Source organism: Pontibacter sp. LHS1 (assembly GCF_058932855.1).
Map to the genome: position 1 here is coordinate 92582 of NZ_JBZYWF010000008.1, position 20748 is coordinate 113329.

The 20748-nt window shown below is 51.2% G+C and carries 22 protein-coding genes; 15 read left to right on the forward strand and 7 right to left on the reverse strand.

What is annotated here, in order from left to right; translation table 11 throughout:
- Window positions 1-37: 37 nt before the first annotated feature.
- The 4 genes from paaC to AC5FXQ_RS15865 form a co-directional block, all read right to left on the reverse strand.
- On the reverse strand, window positions 38-793 hold the full coding sequence (paaC, locus tag AC5FXQ_RS15850) for a 1,2-phenylacetyl-CoA epoxidase subunit PaaC (RefSeq protein ID WP_493603396.1): 756 nt from the start codon (window positions 791-793) through the stop codon (window positions 38-40).
- A complete protein-coding gene (locus tag AC5FXQ_RS15855) occupies window positions 793-1428 on the reverse strand; it encodes a phenylacetic acid degradation b (RefSeq protein WP_493603397.1) in 636 nt (211 codons plus the stop codon). The genes paaC and AC5FXQ_RS15855 overlap by 1 nt, the downstream gene beginning before the upstream one ends.
- 92 nt (window positions 1429-1520) lie before the next feature.
- Window positions 1521-2507 carry a 1,2-phenylacetyl-CoA epoxidase subunit PaaA gene (gene paaA / locus AC5FXQ_RS15860; protein WP_493603398.1) on the reverse strand — a complete coding sequence of 329 codons (987 nt, stop codon included), beginning with the start codon at window positions 2505-2507 and terminating at the stop codon, window positions 1521-1523.
- An 81-nt stretch (window positions 2508-2588) separates the two neighbouring features.
- Window positions 2589-3134 carry a TetR/AcrR family transcriptional regulator gene (locus AC5FXQ_RS15865; protein WP_493603399.1) on the reverse strand — a complete coding sequence of 182 codons (546 nt, stop codon included), beginning with the start codon at window positions 3132-3134 and terminating at the stop codon, window positions 2589-2591.
- Between the two features lie 377 nt (window positions 3135-3511).
- Between AC5FXQ_RS15865 and AC5FXQ_RS15870 the strand changes: the two genes are divergently transcribed.
- From AC5FXQ_RS15870 to AC5FXQ_RS15915, 10 genes are all read left to right on the forward strand, one after another.
- Window positions 3512-4285, forward strand: a complete 774-nt coding sequence (locus tag AC5FXQ_RS15870; protein WP_493603458.1) for an enoyl-CoA hydratase/isomerase family protein — start codon at window positions 3512-3514, stop codon at window positions 4283-4285.
- Between the two features lie 44 nt (window positions 4286-4329).
- Window positions 4330-4839, forward strand: a complete 510-nt coding sequence (locus tag AC5FXQ_RS15875; RefSeq protein ID WP_493603400.1) for a sterol desaturase family protein — start codon at window positions 4330-4332, stop codon at window positions 4837-4839.
- The gene (locus tag AC5FXQ_RS15880; protein WP_493603401.1) at window positions 4812-5699 is read left to right on the forward strand and encodes a MerR family transcriptional regulator; all 888 of its coding nucleotides are present in this window, start codon (window positions 4812-4814) and stop codon (window positions 5697-5699) included. Before AC5FXQ_RS15875 ends, AC5FXQ_RS15880 begins: the two co-directional genes overlap by 28 nt.
- Window positions 5700-5910: 211 nt before the next feature.
- Window positions 5911-6420 (forward strand): RNA polymerase sigma factor, encoded by a 510-nt coding sequence (locus tag AC5FXQ_RS15885; RefSeq protein WP_493603402.1) that lies wholly within the window; start codon window positions 5911-5913, stop codon window positions 6418-6420.
- Between the two features lie 36 nt (window positions 6421-6456).
- Window positions 6457-7965: a bifunctional phytoene desaturase/3,4-desaturase gene (gene crtID / locus AC5FXQ_RS15890; RefSeq protein ID WP_493603403.1), complete on the forward strand. Its 1509-nt coding sequence runs from the start codon at window positions 6457-6459 to the stop codon at window positions 7963-7965.
- A gap of 16 nt (window positions 7966-7981) precedes the next feature.
- On the forward strand, window positions 7982-8815 hold the full coding sequence (locus tag AC5FXQ_RS15895) for a phytoene/squalene synthase family protein (RefSeq protein WP_493603404.1): 834 nt from the start codon (window positions 7982-7984) through the stop codon (window positions 8813-8815).
- A gap of 3 nt (window positions 8816-8818) precedes the next feature.
- The gene (locus AC5FXQ_RS15900; RefSeq protein WP_493603405.1) at window positions 8819-9355 is read left to right on the forward strand and encodes a hypothetical protein; all 537 of its coding nucleotides are present in this window, start codon (window positions 8819-8821) and stop codon (window positions 9353-9355) included.
- A 5-nt stretch (window positions 9356-9360) separates the two neighbouring features.
- A complete protein-coding gene (locus tag AC5FXQ_RS15905) occupies window positions 9361-10059 on the forward strand; it encodes a lycopene cyclase domain-containing protein (protein ID WP_493603406.1) in 699 nt (232 codons plus the stop codon).
- Window positions 10060-10065: 6 nt separating this feature from the next.
- On the forward strand, window positions 10066-10917 hold the full coding sequence (locus AC5FXQ_RS15910) for a 4-hydroxy-3-methylbut-2-enyl diphosphate reductase (protein ID WP_493603407.1): 852 nt from the start codon (window positions 10066-10068) through the stop codon (window positions 10915-10917).
- 122 nt (window positions 10918-11039) lie between these two features.
- A complete protein-coding gene (locus AC5FXQ_RS15915; RefSeq protein ID WP_493603408.1) occupies window positions 11040-11729 on the forward strand; it encodes a fatty acid desaturase in 690 nt (229 codons plus the stop codon).
- A gap of 46 nt (window positions 11730-11775) precedes the next feature.
- On the opposite strand, the gene AC5FXQ_RS15920 is transcribed toward AC5FXQ_RS15915, so the two are convergent.
- The 3 genes from AC5FXQ_RS15920 to AC5FXQ_RS15930 form a co-directional block, all read right to left on the reverse strand.
- Entirely contained in the window at window positions 11776-12126 is a 351-nt protein-coding gene (locus tag AC5FXQ_RS15920) for a heavy-metal-associated domain-containing protein (RefSeq protein ID WP_493603409.1), read from the reverse strand.
- Window positions 12127-12213: 87 nt separating this feature from the next.
- Window positions 12214-14418, reverse strand: coding sequence for a TonB-dependent receptor (locus AC5FXQ_RS15925; RefSeq protein WP_493603410.1), 2205 nt, complete (start codon window positions 14416-14418; stop codon window positions 12214-12216).
- 99 nt (window positions 14419-14517) lie between these two features.
- Entirely contained in the window at window positions 14518-14934 is a 417-nt protein-coding gene (locus AC5FXQ_RS15930) for an HYC_CC_PP family protein (protein ID WP_493603411.1), read from the reverse strand.
- Window positions 14935-15327: 393 nt separating this feature from the next.
- On the opposite strand from AC5FXQ_RS15930, the gene mraZ reads away from it, so the two are divergent.
- The 5 genes from mraZ (at window position 15328) to AC5FXQ_RS15955 (ending at window position 20739) form a co-directional block, all read left to right on the forward strand.
- Window positions 15328-15795 (forward strand): division/cell wall cluster transcriptional repressor MraZ, encoded by a 468-nt coding sequence (mraZ, locus tag AC5FXQ_RS15935; protein WP_007652473.1) that lies wholly within the window; start codon window positions 15328-15330, stop codon window positions 15793-15795.
- Window positions 15795-16697 (forward strand): 16S rRNA (cytosine(1402)-N(4))-methyltransferase RsmH, encoded by a 903-nt coding sequence (rsmH, locus tag AC5FXQ_RS15940; protein ID WP_493603412.1) that lies wholly within the window; start codon window positions 15795-15797, stop codon window positions 16695-16697. Before mraZ ends, rsmH begins: the two co-directional genes overlap by 1 nt.
- A gap of 64 nt (window positions 16698-16761) precedes the next feature.
- On the forward strand, window positions 16762-17184 hold the full coding sequence (locus AC5FXQ_RS15945; protein WP_493603413.1) for an FtsL-like putative cell division protein: 423 nt from the start codon (window positions 16762-16764) through the stop codon (window positions 17182-17184).
- Complete coding sequence (locus AC5FXQ_RS15950) at window positions 17174-19273, forward strand: penicillin-binding protein (RefSeq protein ID WP_493603414.1); 2100 nt, start codon at window positions 17174-17176, stop codon at window positions 19271-19273. The genes AC5FXQ_RS15945 and AC5FXQ_RS15950 overlap by 11 nt, the downstream gene beginning before the upstream one ends.
- Complete coding sequence (locus AC5FXQ_RS15955; RefSeq protein ID WP_493603415.1) at window positions 19273-20739, forward strand: UDP-N-acetylmuramoyl-L-alanyl-D-glutamate--2,6-diaminopimelate ligase; 1467 nt, start codon at window positions 19273-19275, stop codon at window positions 20737-20739. Before AC5FXQ_RS15950 ends, AC5FXQ_RS15955 begins: the two co-directional genes overlap by 1 nt.
- Window positions 20740-20748 lie beyond the last annotated feature (9 nt).

Below are 20748 nucleotides of genomic sequence, written 5' to 3' on the forward strand. Positions count from 1 at the left end.
TAGTCTATGTACAGTCTTTTGTCCTTTGTCAAAAAAACTACCACTCGGCCGTCGGGTCGATCTTAAACACCTCCGCCATTTCATCCAGTAGCGGCTGCAGATGCTCGGTGTGCTCGCCGTAGCGGCCTCCCAGTTTTGGTTCTACCGTGGCAAGATCCGGCAACTTCAGGTCTGTCTTTTCAATGACCGCCTGAATGCGCTTCAACCACTCTGCTTTCACGGCTTCCTCGCCAGCGTATACGCCGGCCTCAATCAGCTCCTGCTCGTACTTCGACGGCTCGAACATACCCAGCGCATAAGGTATAGCTTCGTTCAAAGAGGTCTGCAGACGCAGGACGGCTTCTTCAGTAGACGAGCCCAGGTTCTTGATCCACGTATTGGCGTGCAGCACGTGGTACTTCACTTCGCCTTTCAGTTTGGTGGCTACCTTGGCAATCGGCTCATAGCTCGACTGGCTTAGCATCTCGAAACGGATGATCTCAGCGTTGTCGTACAGGAAGTGACGGATCAAACTGAAATCGTACTCGCCGTTTGGCAGCTCTACCAGTTGGCTATTGTGGAACTGGTTGGCGTTGCGGGTAAAGGCAACTGTATCCGGATCAGCTTCTCCAAGCTCCTGCAGCAAGGTATAGAAGGCCAGGCTGTGGCCGATCTTGTCCTGTGCCATCGACGAGAAAGCAATGTCCTCCTCGAGTATCGGGCCGAAACCGGTCCACTCGGAGTTGCGGTGGCCAAGTATCAGTTGGTCGTCAGCTAGTTTGTATAACAGGTCTTTAATCGCTAGCTCGTTCATTAGGAAGCAGTCGTTTTATGTTCTTCTTTATATTTTGTGATCTTGTCCATCACTTTGTAGGCAATGGCTTCACGGTACTTCTTCTCAGGTATGGTGGTCCACATGTCCTTGTCCTCTTCCGCTGACTGCAGCACATGCTTTGACTTTACCACCCACACGTTTACGATCGGGCCTTTCTCGCCAAAAGCCTGACGGGCCTCCTGCAGTGCCTCCTGATAAGATGTAGCCATCACACGGCCGGCATGGGTATGGGCTTTGCCGCGCTTTTTAAGGTGAAAGATCTCGTAAGCTTCCGCATCTTCGCTGCGTTCAGTCGGCTCTTCCACTCGCATCATGTCGTACACGTTTTCACCGTCGCCGACATAAGGCGTTACCTGGATATGCTCGGTGCGTGCAATCCAGAGACCCACGCAGGCAAAGCGGCGGCTGTACTGTTCTTTGGCGAACAGGAAAGCAACGTCTTCATTAGGCGCGTGTACCGGTCCAACATAGGTATGGGCAGCGCCTTCTTTCTTCTGATGGAAGGCCTCATATGTTTCAAACTGGTCCAGCTCCGGTTTCGGCTCAATGGCAGGCATCTCACCTTCCGGCAGGTTCAGTCGGGTTACTCTTGGGTCTAGTGATGTCAAAGACATAGTTTTGATAGTTAAGAGTTATGAGTTAAGAGTTGTGAGTTGAATGGAAATCCATCTTGAACTCATGACTCTTAACTTTTAACTAAGTACGCCTACGCAAGTGGGCGTACATACTTTGCTTTCGGATTGAGGAGGGCTCTGCGAACCCAGGCACCGCGTTCTTCGGCGGTGCGGCGAACGGCAAGGCGCTCGGCGTTGCAAGGGCCGTCACCATTGATCACGCGCTTGAACTCATCCCAATCTGGCTCGGTGTATTCCCACTGGCCGGTTTCCATGTTTTTCTTCAGGTTCGGATCCGGAACGGTCAGGCCAAGCTCCCAGATCTTCGGCACATACATATCGAGAAACTGCTGACGGCACTCGTCATTCGAAGCCATCTTCACTTTCCAGCGCATAAGCGTTTCGGTGTGCGTACTCATTTTGTCTGACGGTCCAAAGAAGGTCATGATCGGAGGCCACCAGCGGTTGAGGGCAGCCTGAATCATCTCGCGCTGCTTCGGTGTGCCTGTTGCCATATGCACCACGGCATCGTGGCCATACTTCAGGTGGAAAGCTTCTTCAGCGCAGATACGCTCCAGGGCACGTGAATAAGGGCCGTAGGAGCCTTTGGCATTCGCCATTTGGTTCACGATCGCACCCGCATCAATCAGCCAGGAAATGATATTGGAGTCAGCCCAGGTGAAAGCCGGGTAGTTGAACACGTTCGAGTACTTGCTCTTACCGTTGATCAGGTCGGTCAGCATTTGCTCGCGTGTCTTGCCCAGCGTTTCGGCTGCACTATATAATAGCTGTGCGTGCCCTACTTCGTCCTGCACCTTGGCCATCTGCGCCATTTTGCGGCGGAAGCCAGGTGCACGGGTAATCCAGGTACCTTCCGGTAATGCGCCGATGATCTCAGAATGTGCATGCTGCTCGATCATACGGATCAGCTGCTTGCGGTATAGTTGCGGCATCCAGTCGTTCGGCTCGATCTTCTCGCCACGGGCGATGCGCGCTTCAAATTCGGCCAGCTTTGCAGGATCTTCCGTCTGCAGGTCGTCGAATTTGGTAGCTTCGAAAACGTTTCCTCCTCCGTACATAATATTTTTAGTTTTAAGGTTCAGTAAAAGGCGCCGGACTGTTAAGGTGGAACAGTCCGGCTAGGGTTAGGTATAGGTAAACTAGTTAAGGTTCGTTTTTAAACCGTTCAGTAACATGGCCGACAGGTTTTCTGCGATCTCAGCCGGCTTCATCTTTCCGTCTGGTTTATACCAGGTATGAATCCAGTTAAGACCCGAAAGAATAGTGAGCACAGCAAACTTCTCGTCCGGCACCTGAAACTCGCCGCTGGCTATACCTTCGCGGATGATCTCGCGGAAGTAATTTTCATACCGGTCGCGCAGGGCCAGAAACTCCGTGTGGTATGGCTCGCTCAGGTGGCGCCACTCTTGCAGGAACACCGCCGATGCCTCTGTATTGCGGGTCAGCACCTGCACGTGTGCCGAGATAGCTCTTTTCAGTTGCTCGGTGGCACTGACATTATCGGTTTTCAGCGCCTCAATTGCTCCGAAAAACTCATCTGCCATCCTAAAGCATACCCGCTGCAGAATCTCTTCTTTGGAACGGATATGGGAGTAAATACTGGCGGCTTCTATACCTAAGGCATTAGCCAGGTCACGCATGGACGTAGCCGAAAAACCTCTGGTCTTGAATAAGGCCGTTGCCATTTGCTCTATCTGTTCTTTCCTGCTCAATGTAAACTTCTTATATAGATAAGAACAAATGTAAACAACCTAACGTTCGTTAGCAAATAATTTTACGGTTTTACCTCATTTGTGTTGTGTGGCAGGCGGTGATGTTGAGACTATGATTAGGAAGCATGTTGTGTTGTGTGATTGTTCATCAAGTAGCTGCGGGCTAATATGAAATGCGCGTACTAAGAATTTGTGCTCATTTTGACGCGACATTCACTGAATTTGCTTATCTTTTTCGAGCATTACCGATTAACTCGCGTATTATCTGAAACCGGCTGACCGGTATGTGGAATTATAATTAAGAAGACTTTACCATGACTGACACGACTCAACCACCTATCACGCAAACCATGGACTTTGTGCATTACGAAGTGAAGGAGCGTGTAGGATATATCACCCTGGCCCGTTCTGAGAAACGTAATGCGCTGAATGCTGAGATGGTCTCGGAACTGAAACGAGCCTTCGCAGCGGCCGAAGATGACGAAACCTGCAAAGTGATTGTGCTGCGGGCCGAAGGCAAAGTATTCTGCGCCGGTGCTGACCTGGAGTACCTGCAGCGCCTGCAGCAATACGACTACCACGACAACCTGGCCGACTCTACCCACCTGATGGAGCTCTTCCGGCTGATCTATACCTTGAAGAAAGTAGTGATTGCCCAGGTACACGGTCATGCCATAGCGGGCGGCTGCGGACTGGCTGCGATCTGCGACTTCACTTTTGCAGTACCGGAAGCTAAGTTCGGCTACACCGAAGTGAAGATCGGTTTTATACCTGCCATCGTGAAAGTGTTCCTGCTCCGCAAAATAGGAGAGGCCCGCGCCAAGCAACTGCTGCTCACCGGCGATCTGATCACGGCAGAGGAAGCGCAGAACTTTGGCTTGCTAAACTACGTGGTGCCTGCCAATGAACTGGACGAGCGCGTGTTTAGCTTCGCTCAGAAACTCTGCAAAGAGAACTCCCGCCAGAGCATGGAGGTGACCAAAGAGATGATCGCCCGGGTGCAGGAGATGTCGCTGGAGGACGGCTTGCAGTATGCGGCCGAAATGAATGCCGTAGCCCGTGGCAGCGAAGACTGCCAGCGCGGTATAGCGGCCTTTTTGAACAAGGAGGAGCTGACCTGGTAATTTTCTGTTAAAGTTTCAAAACCATTTGTTAAACTTGTTGTTTGATGAGTATGCTGATGGGCCTTGGGATCATGCTGATTACTTTTGTGGCAATGGAAGGTGTGGCCTGGGCCATGCACAAGTATGTGCTGCACGGTTTTCTGTGGTTCCTGCACAAGTCCCATCATACCCATCATAAGCACGCTTTTGAGTGGAATGACCTCTTTTTTGCCTATTACGGTACTTTGGCTATGCTGTTCTTTGTGTTCGGCAGCGACCCAATCGATTACCGCTTTTGGATAGGCGCAGGCATTACACTCTATGGTGTAGCTTATTTCCTGATACACGATGTTTTCATCCACAGGCGCATCAGGCTTTTTGGTAGTACGTCTAATGTTTACCTGAAAGCCTTAAACATAGCGCACAAGGTGCATCATAAGCACAAGGGGCGCGACGGCTCCGAGTCTTATGGCATGCTGTGGGTGGCGCCCAGGTATTTCAGGGATGCATACGCAATCATTCAGAAACAACAACAAGGGGAACAGACGTGGCGCAATACACCATCAAAGAGCTAGAGCACCTTTCAGGTATCAAGGCTCACACCATCCGCATCTGGGAGCAGCGCTACAACGTGCTTTGTCCCCAACGCACCGACACCAACATACGCTACTACAGCGATGCCGACCTGAAAACCCTACTCAATATTTCGCTCCTGAACGAACAAGGGTATAAAATCTCTAAGATTGCCAAGATGAGCCCTGAGCAGCTGAAACTGACAGTGCAGCAGCTGGCCGAACAGGAGGCATCATCGCTTTCACATCATATCACCAATATGGTGACGGCCATGATTGACATGGACGAAGAGCAGTTTGATAAATCCTTCTCCACGGTGACTTTGCAGGTAGGCTTTCATCAGGCGATGCTGCAGGTAGTGTACCCATTCCTGCATAAGATTGGCATCCTGTGGCAGACCAATAACATAACACCTGCGCATGAGCACTTCGTGAGTAACCTGGTGCGCCAGAAGCTGATCGTGGCTATAGACGGGCAGGTGGTGAAGCGCAAAGAAGGCGCGCCAACTTACCTGCTATACCTGCCGGAGGGCGAGCTGCACGAAATTGCCCTGCTCTACATGAACTACCTGATCAGGTCGCATCACCAGCAGGTGATCTACCTTGGGCAGAATCTGCCATTTAAGGATCTGCAACTTACTTACGATCAGCTTAAGCCTGATATCATCTGCACAGTCATGACGATCATACCTGAGCGCGATCAGGTGCAGGCCTACATAGATAAACTTGCCACTACTTTCCCGGCTGCGCAGATATACTTGTATGGCTACCAGGTGCAGCACGATTTCCTGGTATTCCCCGAAAACACACACCGTCTCAGTTGCATCGAAGATTTTATTCGCGTGTTAACGCAGAAGAGCTAGCGAGTTAAACAAAATAATACAGCTGCTATTGTTCAACAAAAAGGGCCAAATCCGCAAGGGTTTGGCCCTTTTTGTTGTGAAAGGTTCTATTAGAGCTAGCTAAGCAGAGTGCATTTTGTTTAAAATATAAAAATAAATGTTAAACAAAATTTGACATTTATTAAATTGCACCGTATAATTGTTTAGTGATTGTATTAAAAAGTTAAACATTATGACAGCGTTAGAATTTTCCAACCACATTCAGTTGGCAGCTGGTTCGTTGAAGCCGGTAGCCATGAACCTTACCCGCAATGCGGACGACGCGAAAGACTTAATGCAGGAAACGTTGCTCAAAGCGCTCTCGAACCGGGAGAAATTCAACGCTGGCACTAATTTGAAGGCATGGCTTTACACGATCATGCGCAATACGTTTATCAACAACTACAACAAGATCACGAAGCGCAGCAGCAATATCGATAGTTCAGAGTACCTGCAGTACCTGAATACTGACGACAGCTTTGTGACGGTAAACAAAGGCACGGCCGCCTTCGTCATGAGCGACATCAAAGCCGCCATTGCTAGGTTAAATGAAGAGCATCGCACCCCTTTCATGATGTATTACATCGGCTTTAAATACCTCGAGATTGCCGAGAAGCTGAATATTCCGATTGGCACGGTGAAAAATCGCATCCACATCGCCCGGAAGGAGCTGAAGAAGATGCTGCAGGTTTATGGCGACTAAAAACAACTTAAACCAGTTTTTTTAGTAAATTTCTAAATGATGTCAAAAAAAGTAATCGTAATCGGTGCCGGTTTCTCAGGTCTTTCGGCCGCCACCAGTTTGGCTGACCAGGGCTATGAAGTAACAGTGCTGGAGAAAAACACCACACCGGGAGGCCGTGCCCGCAGCTTCGGGGCCGAAGGCTATACCTTCGACATGGGGCCGAGCTGGTACTGGATGCCCGACGTGTTTGAGTCGTACTTCAATAAGTTCGGCAAATCCGTTTCCGATTACTATGACCTCGTGCGTCTGGATCCGTCCTATACCGTGATCTTCGGTGAAGATGATTTTGTGGATGTACCTGCATCACTTGAAGAACTAAAAGCCCTCTTCGAGAGATGGGAGCCGGGAAGTGCCACCCGACTTGACAAATTTCTGGAGCAGGCTGCTTATAAATATGAAGTCGGTATAAACCAGCTCGTGTACAAACCGGGTCGTTCGGTGAGTGAGTTCATGAGTCTGCAGCTGCTAATGGATGTGCTCCGCATGGATGTGTTCCAATCCATTCACGCTCACATCCGCCGTTTCTTTTCTCACGAGAAAATAATCAAGCTGATGGAGTTTCCGGTGCTGTTTTTGGGTGCGCTGCCGCAAAACACACCCGCCCTATACAGTCTGATGAACTACGCCGATATCAGCCTTGGAACCTGGTACCCGATGGGTGGCATGTACAAGATCATCGAAGGGATGGTGCAGCTGGCAGAGGAGAAAGGTGTGGCTTTTCTATATAATCAGGATGTGCAGGAGATAGAGGTGGAGCGAGATATAGCCCGTCGCGTCCGCACCGCTTCAGGTACATTTGAGGCAGAAGTGGTGGTGGCCAGTGCCGACTATCACCACGTGGAACGCCACCTTTTAGCACCGGCTCTACGTAGTTATACCGAGGACTACTGGGACAAGCGTGTGATGGCACCTTCCTGCCTGATCTTCTACTTGGGTATAGGAAAGAAGCTCGGTAACCTACGCCACCACAACCTGTTCTTTGACGAAGACTTCGGTCCACATGCGCACGAGATTTACACAGATCCTAAGTGGCCGGCCAAGCCGCTGTTTTATGTGTCGGCCCCGTCAGTGACAGATGCCAGTGTGGCACCGACCGGTTGTGAGAATCTGTTTGTGCTGATGCCGGTAGCGCCGGATCTGGAAGATACTGAGGAGCTGCGGGAGCGCTACTACGACATCATCATGAACCGTCTGGAGTACCTCACTAAGCAGGATGTGCGCAGTGCTGTGGTGTTTAAGCGCAGCTATGCCCACCGCGATTTTATCTCTGACTACAATGCCTTCAAAGGCAATGCCTATGGCCTGGCCAATACACTGATGCAGACCGCCCTGCTCAAGCCCAGCCTGAAGAGTAAAAAAGTAAAGAACCTGTACTATACCGGTCAGCTGACAGTGCCGGGTCCGGGAGTGCCGCCATCGCTTATCTCGGGACAAGTGGTGGCAAAGGAAGTGGCGAAGGAATACGCCCTGGCTGCGGGCCAGCGAGAAATAATGAATAAGTAACGTCCCAGATAAAACTATGGATTTATTTAGAGAAACCTGCCTGAACTGCAGCAAACTGATAACGGAGGCGTATAGCACGTCCTTTACGCTCGGCATCAAGACGCTGCACCGCAAATTCCATCAGCCCATCTATGCCATTTATGGTTTTGTGCGCTGCGCTGACGAGATTGTGGATACATTTCATGACTTCGACAAACGCAAATTGCTCAGCGAGCTCCGCAAACAGACTTTTGAAGCCATTGAGCAAGGTATAAGCCTGAACCCGGTGCTGCATGCCTTTCAGTGCGTGGTGAACGAATATAAGATCGACCGGGAGTATATTGAAGCCTTTCTGAACAGCATGGCCATGGACCTGGAAGACCATGTGTACGATCCGGCTCTGTACAAAGAGTACATCTACGGATCGGCTGAAGTGGTAGGGCTGATGTGTCTGAAGGTGTTCTGTGAGGGAGATCAGGAGATGTTTGAGCGGCTGAAGAAACCGGCCAGTAGTCTGGGAGCAGCCTTCCAGAAAGTGAACTTCCTGCGGGACATGCAGAGCGATTTCAAGGACCGTGGCAGGGTATACTTTCCGGCTGTCGATATCCGCACGTTTAACAATGCTAGCAAAGAGGAAATAGAGGCCGACATTGCGCAGGACTTCAAAGACGCCTACGTTGGAATACTCGGTTTGCCGCGTTCTGCCCGCATGGGCGTATACCTTGCCTATGTGTATTACCTCAAGCTTTTCCACAAAATCAAAGGGCTGCCGGCAACCCATATCTTGAATGAGCGCGTAAGAGTACCTGATAACACAAAGTTTGCCTTACTTTTGGGCTCTTATCTCAGGTACCAACTAAACGCCATCTAAATCGTGAAGAATAGCTTACTGATATTACCTTTTTTACTCTTTTTTTACATTACGGCTCTGGCCGATAATACCAAGTCCTACAAGTTGCCTGATCTGCGTGTGCAGTTCCTGGAGGCGAGTCAGAACAGCAAGGCTGGCAAGGAGTTTCACAGGCTGATGAGCGACTACGAGGACAAAAACCCTGTTGTGCTAGCTTATAAGGCGGTTTCAGAAGCCATTATGGCGAAACACGTCTGGAACCCCTACATGAAGATGAAGCATCTGCAGCGGTCTTCGGAGATATTTGAGCAGGCCGTGCAGTTGGACGCAAGCAATCCGGAAATAAGGTTTCTGCGCTTTACGGTAGAGCACTATGTGCCGCGCTACCTGAACATGAGCAAGAACCTGGAAGACGACAAAGCCAAGATCATTGCCGGGCTGGAGCGTCACCCGAAATCCGGTCTGTCCAATGACATGGCCCGCGATATCCGGGACTTTATGCTGACGAAAGACCACTGCACCGAGCAGGAAAAACGAAAAATCAAAAGCATACCCATATAAGCCGCATGCCGCTATACCTGTACCTGAACATCTTCACCATCCTGTTTCCGCTGTTGCTCTCGTTCGACAGGAAAGTGGCTTTTTATAAAAACTGGCCTTATTTGTGGCCGGCCATCATTATCAACGCTGTCCTGTTCATTATCTGGGACGAACTCTTCACGCAGGCAGGTATATGGGGCTTCAACCCGGAGTATCTGGTAGGGATCTACATCTTTAGCCTGCCGCTCGAGGAGGTGCTTTTCTTCATCACGGTGCCTTACGCCTGCGTCTTCATCTATGAATGTCTGAACGCCTATATCACCAAAGATCTGTTGCAGCCTTATGCCAAGGGTGTAACTTTTGCCCTTATACCTGTGCTCCTGATTCTGGCGGTCTTTAACCTCGAAAAACTCTATACTTCTATCACCTTCACCTTGCTGGCTGCCATGCTGGGGGCACATTACTACTATTTCAATACACAGCGGCTGGGGCGTTTCTATCTGGCCTACATCGTGCACCTGGTGCCTTTTTTGCTTGTGAACGGCGTGCTGACCTACCTGCCGATAGTGTGGTATAACAACAGCCACAACCTGAATCTGCGCATTGTGTCTATACCTGTGGAGGACTCGATGTACTCCATGCTGATGCTTTTGCTGACGATTTCGATTTACGAGGGCTTAAAACAGCGCTACGCCGTTAAACAATATCAACGCTTGGCTGTATAAAGGTATATGCGAAACCTTCAAGTCACGATCGATTCTAACTCAGGCTTTTGCTTCGGCGTGGTCTATGCCATCCAAATGGCCGAGGACCTGCTCGATGAGCAAGGGTATCTTTATTGTCTGGGTGACATCGTGCACAACGACGTGGAGGTGGAACGCCTTCAGAAGCGGGGCCTTCGCATCATCGACCATACCCAGTTGCGGGAATTGCGCGACGAAGCGGTGCTGATTCGCGCCCATGGTGAGCCGCCTGCTACCTATCATGTGGCTATGCAGAACAACCTGACTCTGATCGATGCCTCCTGCCCTGTGGTGCTCAAGCTGCAGAACAGGATCAAAACCTCGTACGATAAAGACGAGCGCATTTTCATCTACGGCAAGCACGGACATGCTGAGGTGATGGGACTGTTGGGGCAGACGAGCAACAAGGCGGTGGTGTTTGAGAATCTGGATGAGCTGATGCAGCATGAGTTGCCGACCAAAATCACGCTCTACAGCCAGACCACCAAGAGCACCAACAGCTTCTACAACATAAAGGACACACTGGAGCAAAAAGGCTACGAAGTAGACGCCAACGACACCATTTGCCGGCAGGTATCGAACCGCGACAAAGACCTGCGAAAGTTTGCCGCTCAGTTTGATAAGATTATCTTCGTGTCGGGTACCAAGTCGAGCAATGGCAAAGTATTGTATCAGGTATGCAAAGACACTAATCCGGCTACTTACTTTGTCTCGAAGGTAGAAGAGATTAAACCCGAGTGGTTTGCTGACGGCGACACTGTGGGCATCTGTGGCGCGACTTCAACGCCGATGTGGCTGATGGAGGAGGTGCGCAATACCTTACTAAAGGAAGCGGTGTAGTCAGGTATAGGTTGGGCCTGCGGAAAAGCAGGTATAGCCCAAGCTTAAAGTTTAGGCAGATATACCCGAAGCTAAGCTGTCAGATATAGGGTATAGTCAATATCCAGCCTTTAAACAATCAAATGGCAAAGACAATCAACAGAGATAATAGAGGTATAGCCATCGCAGCCGTCATCGTGGCGTGCTGGTTTGGCTTGCTTGTATACCTGTTGCGCCTTCCGGTTGATTTCGCTTCGCCGCTGCCATACCTGTTTATGCTCTTGCAGACGCACCTGTACACGGGGCTTTTTATCACCGCCCACGACGCCATGCATGGAGTTGCCGCTCCAGGCCGACCAAAGCTGAACCGTTTTATTGGCACTGTAACTGCTTTTCTGTTTGCTTACAACTGGTACCCGCGCCTCCTGCCCAAGCACCACCAGCACCACCGGCACGTTGCCACAGAGGATGACCCGGACTACCATCACGGCTCTTTTTGGCCCTGGTACTACAGCTTTCTGAAGAACTACATCACCTGGTGGCAGATTGTATTGATGGCGATTACCTATAATGTGCTGCAGCTGTTTTTCCCGCTAGAGAATGTGATTATGTTCTGGATGGTTCCGGCTATTCTAGCGACTTTTCAGCTGTTTTACTTCGGTACCTACCTGCCGCACCGCGGCGAGCATGCGCCAGATAACAGGCACAAGTCCGGTACGCAAGCCAAGAACCACCTGTGGGCTTTTGTGAGCTGCTATTTCTTCGGTTACCACTACGAGCACCACGACAAACCCTACCTGCCGTGGTGGCAGTTGTATAAAGCAAAAGGGTAGCCGACATGGTGTCAGCTACCCTTTTAAGTTTTTAGATTTAAGAGACTTAGTGTGCACCAGCTTCCTTGCGGCAGCAATCATCCAGCTTGTTGTAAGCACGTGGCGTAGCTGGCTTGTCATCAGCGTCGTAACCTGTGTCGTTCACTGCCTTGCGGATTTTGTCCTCGTTGGTCTTCTTCGGGTCGTAGGTTACAGTCAGCATCTTGGAATCCACGTCCAGGTTCGATTTCTTAACGCCCTTCTCGTAAGCCATTGTTTTTTCAATGCTCTTCTTACACATGCCGCAAACAGCTGAAGTTTTGATTTGAACTGTTTTCTCGTTGCCATTCTGTGCATGTGCGCTCAACGTAGCGAAGAACATAACAAGTGCTAATCCGATGTTTCTGAAGATTTTCATAATGTGAGTTATTATTGGTTAATATTAGATGTATGATAATGATTTAGTTTCTATAAGAGCTGCCGGAACTGTACAAATGATGTGCCGCTATTCAATCTTAAAGCGCATACCTGCATAAATAACCCTGCCGGTAATTGGCCCCCACACCATGCTGGCGTCGAAGTTGGCGCCGAAAGGATTGTCTGCTCCCCTGATCGCATCCGGCTGACGGAAATTCAACAGGTTCTCACCGCCCAGGTATACTTCCCAGCGCTTAAAGGCCCTTGATACCTGCCCGTTCAGGGTATAGAAAGCGTCGGACTGGCGCACGTTGGCGGCACCGCCGTGGCCTTCCATGTAAGCCAGTGGCATCTGCCCAAAGTATTGTGTTGTCAGGTCAGCTCGCCACTTGTCGAATGGGGTGGCGAAGCCAAGGTTCACAAAGAAGCGGTGCTGCGGTATCATCGGGCGTTGCTGCAGCGTGCCGTTATAGGTTGTCTGTACGTCATAGTATTTATAAGCCGTCTTCACGTCAAAGCCCTTCAGCACTTCGTACTGCAGCTCCGCCTGGAAGCTGCGCGAGAAAGAGCGTCCCTGCAGGTTGTAAAACTCCACCTGGTTGGCGCTGCTGTACATATCGGCTACCACCTGGTTTTGGAACGTGGTATAGTAATAGTCGGTGATGAATGCACCCGGACGACCGCCCAGTTCAAAGTATTGGGTAAAAGAACCGCCCAGGTTCCATGCTTTCTCCGGTTCCAGTTCTTCTCTGAAGGTAAAGGCACGGTTGCTGACCAAAGCCGCGGTGTTCTCCGAGATCGGGTTGGCTACCCGGAAGCCCTTGCCAGCCGCTACTCTGAAAATGGTGTTTTGTGTAAGGTCATATTTTACATTCAGTCGTGGCGTGAACACAGTGCCGTATAGGTTGTGGAAGTCGGTGCGGGCCCCGGCCACCACGGTCAGGTTTTCGGCATTGTTGAAGATGTACTCCACAAAAATTCCTGGCACTTGCTCGGTGCGTGCCAATCTGGTCTGCTCCAGTCGCTCGGTATAGTCATCATACAAAAAGCTGGCGCCTACCTTATAGGTATGGCCTGTGTGCCCGATGATGGACTGGAAGATCAAACGCAGATCGCCGGTGTTTTGCTCGCCATTGTAGTGGCGGCGGCCATAGAGGGAGTTGAACTTGTGGTGCACACCCGAGGAGATGAAGCCCAAACTCTGGTATGGTCTGCCCGGGAAGGTATAGGAGGTTTTGTTGTAGAAAGACAAGCGATCTGTCTCGGACTCGGTGCCATAGCGTTGTGTCGGTCCAACAGGTTCTCCTTTCACATAATCCATCTGCCCGCCCAGTTTTGTTTCGCGCAAGGCATTAAAACCGAACTCCGACACCCAGGTGTCGCCGTGCTTATATTTCCACTTATTATATACATTGTGGTGCGTGCCCAGTGCCAGGTCCATAAAGCCATCCTTGTTACGATCCACACGGTTACCCAAGTGGTCGCTGTGCAGCATCAGGAGCGTACTCCACTTCGGACTTACCTGCGCCGACACATTCAGGTTGGCGTCAAACTTTGCCAGGCTGTTGCCATACAGGTTCAGGTATAGCCGTTCGGTTTTCTCCGGGTCCCGCAGCTTCACGTTCACCTGCCCCGAAATTGACTCGTAGCCGTTCAATACTGAGCCCATTCCTTTTATAATATCAATCGACTCGATGTAGGTGCCTGACAGGTAGTTGAGGCGATAGGGGGTGGAAAGGCCACGCAGCGCAGGCACATTGTCAGTAGTCAGCAAGGTATAGGAGCCATCTAGCCCCAGCATCTGGATCTGCCTGGCACCCGACACTGCGTCTGTGGTCGTTACTTCTACGGAGGCATTGGTCTCGAAGCTCTCTGCTAAGTTGCAGCAAGCTGACTTTTCCAGGTCACGGGTCGTGATGATCTGAGAGTTGGTCGGGGTAAGGGCGGAATAGCGCGTTTGCTGCCCCTCGACCACGACCTCCCTTAAGGAGCTGGTAGGCGTGAGTGCCACGGTAACAGCTGTTTTGCCGCTGACATCAATCGTATCGGGCTTGTAGCCCAGGTAAGACACGACGACCTGGGGTGTGAGGGCGTCTGCCAATTGCAGCGTGAAATTGCCGGCAGCATCGGTGGAGGTGCCTTTAGACGTTCCCTTCCACACGGCGTTGGCGCCAATCAGAGGTATTTTGCTGGATTGGTCTACCACTGTGCCCGTCAGTTGCTGGGCAGCGGCAGGTATAAGTATGGTAATAAGGAGTGCAAACGTGCCGAAGATTCGGCTGATGGTTCGCACAGGTATGCTGGAATACATATTCTTTATCGATTAAAATTTCTGAATGCAGGTATGCGCATAGGTGTTGAGCCAATGCAGGGCTTTGTGCAAACGAAAATCCTAGACGATAAGAATATGCAGTCGATGAAGCAGCTCAATGCCAAATAGCGGTGGTGAGCTGTCGGAGTAGGTGAGAATCCGCTGGTCCGTGGCGATGGCTGGAGGCCAGGTAGTAAAAAGTGGCGTGAAAGCTACTGCAAAGAATACCGGCATCTCAAGCGACAAGCTTTTAATAGAAGAGACTGGCTCCAGCTTTTCAAAAGAAAGCTCGGTTGTGCAGCAATCGTCGTCGCTTTCCTGTTGGTTATGCCCCTGCGAGTCGGGTTTCTCGCAGCAACCATCCGCCAGTTCCTGTACAGCCGACATTTTCAGACCGGTCATCAGGCAGAGTTGTTCGCTCAGGGCCACGCCAAAAGAGCCCAGCAATATGCTTAGGGTCAGCAGCAGTGTAACCGTATGTCGGATGGTCTGATTCACAGCACAAATATACGGATAAACTCCCCACTTTTACCACAAACTTTATCCACTCTCGGGATATCGCCCCACTTTCTACCACATTCTCCACTTTGTCCCACTTTTGACAAAAATGCCTGACTTGAGGGGTTGTTTACACCTGATTATCAGGTTAATATTTTGATATACAGTGTGTTAAAATATATAACCTCTCGTATATTACTAAACGGGCATATTTAATGCAAATAAACTTATCCGCAAAATGAAGGTCCGAAATGTGGATAATGTGGATAAGTGGGGTGGATAACCGTAATTTATCCACAAAGTGGTAAAAAGTGGGAGATTGTGGTTGCGGTGATTTGGTGAATCGTTACATTTGTATACTCCGAAAACTATACGGACTTAACTGTCATATACATGAACTTCCTGTCTGGCGAATATGAATGCAAGATTGACCCAAAGGGAAGGTTGGTTTTACCTGCGAAGATAAAATCCAACCTGCCGGAGGCGTCTGGCAATCATGTCGTGCTGACGAGAGGCTTCGAACCTTGCCTCGTGCTCTACCCGAAATCGGAGTGGAAGACGATCTACGATAAGGTGGCAGGTCTGAATGAGTTCAATGAGGAGTACCGCCAGTTTCAACGCAACTTCTTCCGTGGCAACACGGAGATCGAGCTGGACGGCACCGGCCGTTTCATCGTGCCCCGCACCATGGCCCGCTTCGCCGACCTGGAGAAGGAAGCGATTGTGGTAGGCTTGGGTAACCGTGTTGAGATCTGGAACCCCGATAAGTATGAGGACTTCCTGATCAAGGACCAGCAGAGTTTCTCGCAACTGGCCGAGAAGTTTTTAGGAGATAAACCGGCGGAAGCGCCTTTGATTTAATGGAGTACCACAGACCGGTTATGCTGCAGGAATGCATAGACGCGCTGGCGATTAAGCCAGATGGTGTGTATGTGGATGTGACGTTTGGAGGCGGCGGTCACTCTAAGGTAATCGCCGACAAGCTGACAACAGGTCAGCTTTACTCGTTTGACCAGGACCGCGACGCGGAGGAGCAGTCGAAGAAGATTGACAGCCCGGCTTTTACGTTTGTGCGCGCCAACTTCCGGGATCTGAAAAAGTACCTGCGCCTGTACCGCGTGAAAGAAGTGGACGGCATTCTGGCTGACCTGGGCGTATCGTCGCACCAGTTCAACGAAGCCGAGCGAGGTTTCTCGACCCGCTTCGATGGGCCGCTGGACATGCGCATGGACCCGGAGTCAGGGATGCCGGCAAGCGAAGTGGTGAATACCTACAGCCAGGAGCAGCTGCACAAGATCTTCGGTATTTACGGCGAAGTGAAGAACGCCAAGACGCTGGCCGGCGTGATTGTATCGCAGCGTGCCCGCAAGTCGATCGAGACGATCGGTGAGTTTAAGCAAGCCATCAGCTCCTGCACCCCGCGTGGGAAGGAGAACAAATACCTGGCGCAAGTGTTTCAGGCGCTGCGCATAGAAGTAAACGACGAGCTGAAGGCGCTCGAGGAAATGCTGGAGCAAGCGGCCGAGGTGCTCAAGCCCGGCGGTAGACTGGTAGTGATGTCTTACCACTCACTCGAAGACCGGCTGGTGAAGAACTTTATCGCCAAGGGTAAGTTCTTCGGAGAAGTGGAAAAAGACCTGTTCGGCAACGAGAAAAAACCACTCGACGCCGTCAACCGCAAGCCGATCGTGCCATCGGAACAGGAATTGCTCGAGAACAGCCGCTCACGCAGCGCCAAACTAAGAATCGCAGAGAAGAGATAGCGAATGCAGAAATAGAATTAACCAACAGTGTAGTAACCTAAACTTAATTATGGCTCCTAACCTTATGACTAAGACAGCTGCCGCGCCCAAGGGCAACACGCTGCGCGTGAAGCCAGAGGAGGAGGTGAAGCCGGAGGTGAAGGCAAAGAAGAAAGGGTTCAGCCTGTTTATGTGGCTGGATAAATACACCAACGTTGATTTTCTGTTTCAGGAAGGCGTGCCGACCAAGTACCTGCCGCACGTGCTTTTTCTGACAGGTATTACGCTTTTCTACATCGGCAACACCCACTACGCCGAGAAGACCATCCGCAAAATTGCTAAGATCAAAGTAGAGACAGAAGACCTTCGGGCGGACTATACCACTCTGAAGTCTGATTATATGGGCGCCAGCAAGCAGTCAGAAGTGGCGCGCAACGTGGCACCACTGGGCCTGGTTGAAAGTTCATCTCCTCCTTATCAAGTAGAAGTAGCGGCAGATGAATATTAAGAAAGAAATCGTACTGCGTGTACGGATCGTGTTTTTGCTGGTCTGTCTGTTTGCCTGCGCTATCGTGTACAAGATTGTGCAGATACAGGTGCTGGATGGTACCAAGTGGAAAGAGATCTCGAAAGAGCGTCGCATCCGCTATCAGCCGGTGCCGGCTACCCGTGGCAATATCTACTCCGACAACGAGAGCATATTGGCTACGTCGCTGCCGTTTTACCGCGTGGCCTTTGATCCGGCTATTGCTCAAGCAGAGACCTTCAACGCAGGTATAGATTCGCTGGCGATGTTGCTTTCGCGGTTCTATAAGGATCAGTCGCCGGAGCACTACCGCCGCAAGATCAAGAATGCGCGGCACGCCGGCAGAAGGTACATTCGTCTGAACAGTCGCCAGATCAACTACCAAGAGAAGAAGATGATGGCGAGCTGGCCGATCTTCCGGGCTGGTAAGAACAAAGGCGGGGTAATCTTCGAGAAAGTAGAGAAGCGCTTCAAGCCTTTCGGTATGCTGGCTGAACGTACGATCGGTTTTATTAACGAGGACAAGAACGGCGCCGGTTTGGAGTACAGCTTCAATGGCGATCTGGCGGGCACCGATGGGGAGGCCCTTTTTGAGCGTATAGCGGGCGGTAACAAACCGATCTACGATGGCACGGAAGTGGCGCCGCAGAACGGCTACGACATCAAGACCACCATCGACATCAACCTGCAGGACGTGGCGGAAAACGCCCTCTATAAGGCATTAGTAGAGAAGAACGCTGACTACGGTTGCGTGATCCTGATGGAGGTGAAGACAGGCGAGATCAAGGCGATGGCTAACCTCGGCAGAACCAAGGGCGGTTACATCGAAGACTATAATTATGCTGTTGGTAACCAGGGACGTACGGAGCCGGGCTCAACTTTCAAATTGGCTTCTATGTTGGCGCTGTTTGAGCACTCTGACGTGGAACTGACAGATACAGTGGATACCGGAGACGGCCGATACCGCATTAAAAACACAACCATGACCGATGTGAAAATCGGCGGTTACGGTAAGATCACGACGCAGGAGGTGTTCGAGAAGTCGTCCAACATCGGGGTGGCGAAGCTGATTCAGGAGAACTTCAGTGACAATCCGCAAGCTTTTGTGGATTACCTGCACAAGTTTGGGCTGAGCAGTACACTGGGCTTCCAGATGGATGGTGAAGCAAGGCCTTACATCAAGAACACCAGCGATAAGACATGGTATGGCACCTCGCTTACCTCCATGTCGATTGGCTACGAGATGAAACTGGCACCCCTGCAGACGCTGGCGCTGTACAATGCCGTGGCGAATAATGGCGTGAAGGTACAACCGATCATCGTGAAGGAGATCCGTCGCGCTGATCAGGTGATACAGACCTTCCAGACGCGTGTGCTGAACGAGCGCATTGCTTCCGAGGAGACCATTAAGAAGGTACGTGCCATGCTGGAGGGTGTGGTGCAGAACGGTACCGCCAAGAATATCCGAAGTGCCGATTATAAAGTAGCCGGCAAAACCGGAACCGCCCGCAAGGTGAAGGACGGCAAGTACGTGAAGCTATACTCAACTTCGTTTGCCGGTTATTTTCCAGCCGACAATCCGAAGTATAGCTGCATTGTGATCATCGACAGCCCAAGAGGGGTGAACGTGTACGGTGGCGATGTGGCCGCGCCGGTGTTTAAGGAGGTAGCCGATAAGGCCTATGCCCGTGACCTGGCCATGCACCAGCCACTACGTGCCCGTGTTACGCCGAACAAGGACAGCCTGCCACAGGTGAAAGCCGGCAGCTTCGATGACCTGAGCCTGATCCTGAACAAGATCGGTGTCAGCAATCACTCCACCGCGACCAATGACGACGAGTGGGTGCGCGTGACGCCGCAAATGCGCTCGCTTAAGTTTGAGCCAAATCCGGTTAGAGGTGGTCAGGTGCCGGACGTGACTGGTATGACGCTGCGCGACGCACTGTTCATATTGGGCAATCAACACCTGAAAGTTAGTGTGGAAGGCATGGGCAAGCGTGTACAGAAACAGTCTGTGCAGCCGGGCACTGAAATTAACAAAGAAACTAAAATTACGATTGTACTGAGCTAATGCAGCTATTGCAGGACATATTGAAAGACGTTACCGTGCTGGAAAGCCACGGCCCGCTGAATGTGCAGGTCGAGTCCATCACCTTCGACTCGCGCCAGGTGCGGGAAGGGGTGCTGTTCGTGGCTATGCGCGGTGTACAGGTGGACGGACACGACTTCATAGCGAAAGCCGCGGAGGCGAAGGCTGTTGCCATCGTGTGTGAGGAGTTGCCGGCAGATCTAGCCGGAGAGGTTACTTATATCAAGGTAAAAAACAGCGGTCAGGCCCTGGGTTTGATGGCTTCTGCGTTTTACGGGCATCCATCCCGCAAACTGAAACTGGTGGGCGTGACAGGTACGAACGGCAAAACCACTTCGGTGACTTTGCTGCATAAGCTGTTCCGCGAGCTGGGCTACCATGTGGGGATGATCTCCACGGTGCAAAACCAGATTGACGAGGAAGTGATTCCGTCGACGCATACCACGCCTGATGCGGTATCGCTGAATGCACTATTGGATAAGATGGTGAAAGCGGGTTGTGCCTTTGCCTTTATGGAAGTGAGTTCGCATGCCATGGTGCAGCAGCGTGTGGCAGGTATAACCTTCGCCGGCGGCGTGTTCACCAACATCACCCACGACCACCTGGACTACCACGGCACGTTCGACGAGTACATCAAAGCCAAGAAGTCTTTCTTTGATCTGCTGCCGGCAGGTGCTTTTGCGCTGATAAACGCAGACGACAAGCGCGGACCGGTGATGGTACAGAACACCAAAGCAGACGTGCGCTATTTTTCGCTGCGTAAGGTAACTGATTTCAAGGCGCGACTGATCGAAAACACGCTGCAAGGGCTACATCTGGATGTAGACGGTCACGAAATCTGGGCGAAATTGATCGGTGCGTTTAACGCTTATAACTTGCTGGGCGCCTACGGCGTGGCCGTGTTGCTGGAAGAAGACCCAATGGAAGCGCTGACAGTGCTTTCAAGCCTGAATACGGCAGCGGGTCGCTTCGATTATATCATGTCGGAGACCGAGCAAATTACAGGTATAGTGGACTATGCCCACACGCCGGACGCGCTGGAGAACGTGCTGAACACGATTCAGCAAATCCGCACGCCGCTGCAGACAGTGATAACAGTAGTTGGCTGTGGCGGTAACCGCGACGCAGGCAAGCGCCCGGTAATGGCTGATATTGCCTGCCGCCTGAGCGACAAGGTGATCCTGACATCCGACAACCCGCGCTTTGAAGAGCCGCAGGCGATACTGGAGGACATGCAGAAAGGCGTAAAGCCACTCGACTTCAAGAAAACATTAAGCGTGCTGGACAGGAGAGAGGCGATCCGCACGGCTTGCATGCTGGTAGGCAAAGAAGATATTATTCTGGTGGCAGGCAAAGGCCACGAGACTTATCAGGAGATAAAGGGCGTGAAATACCCATTTGACGATAAACAAGTGCTGCAGGAAGCCCTGCAACAGCTTGGCAAATAAGACAAACTT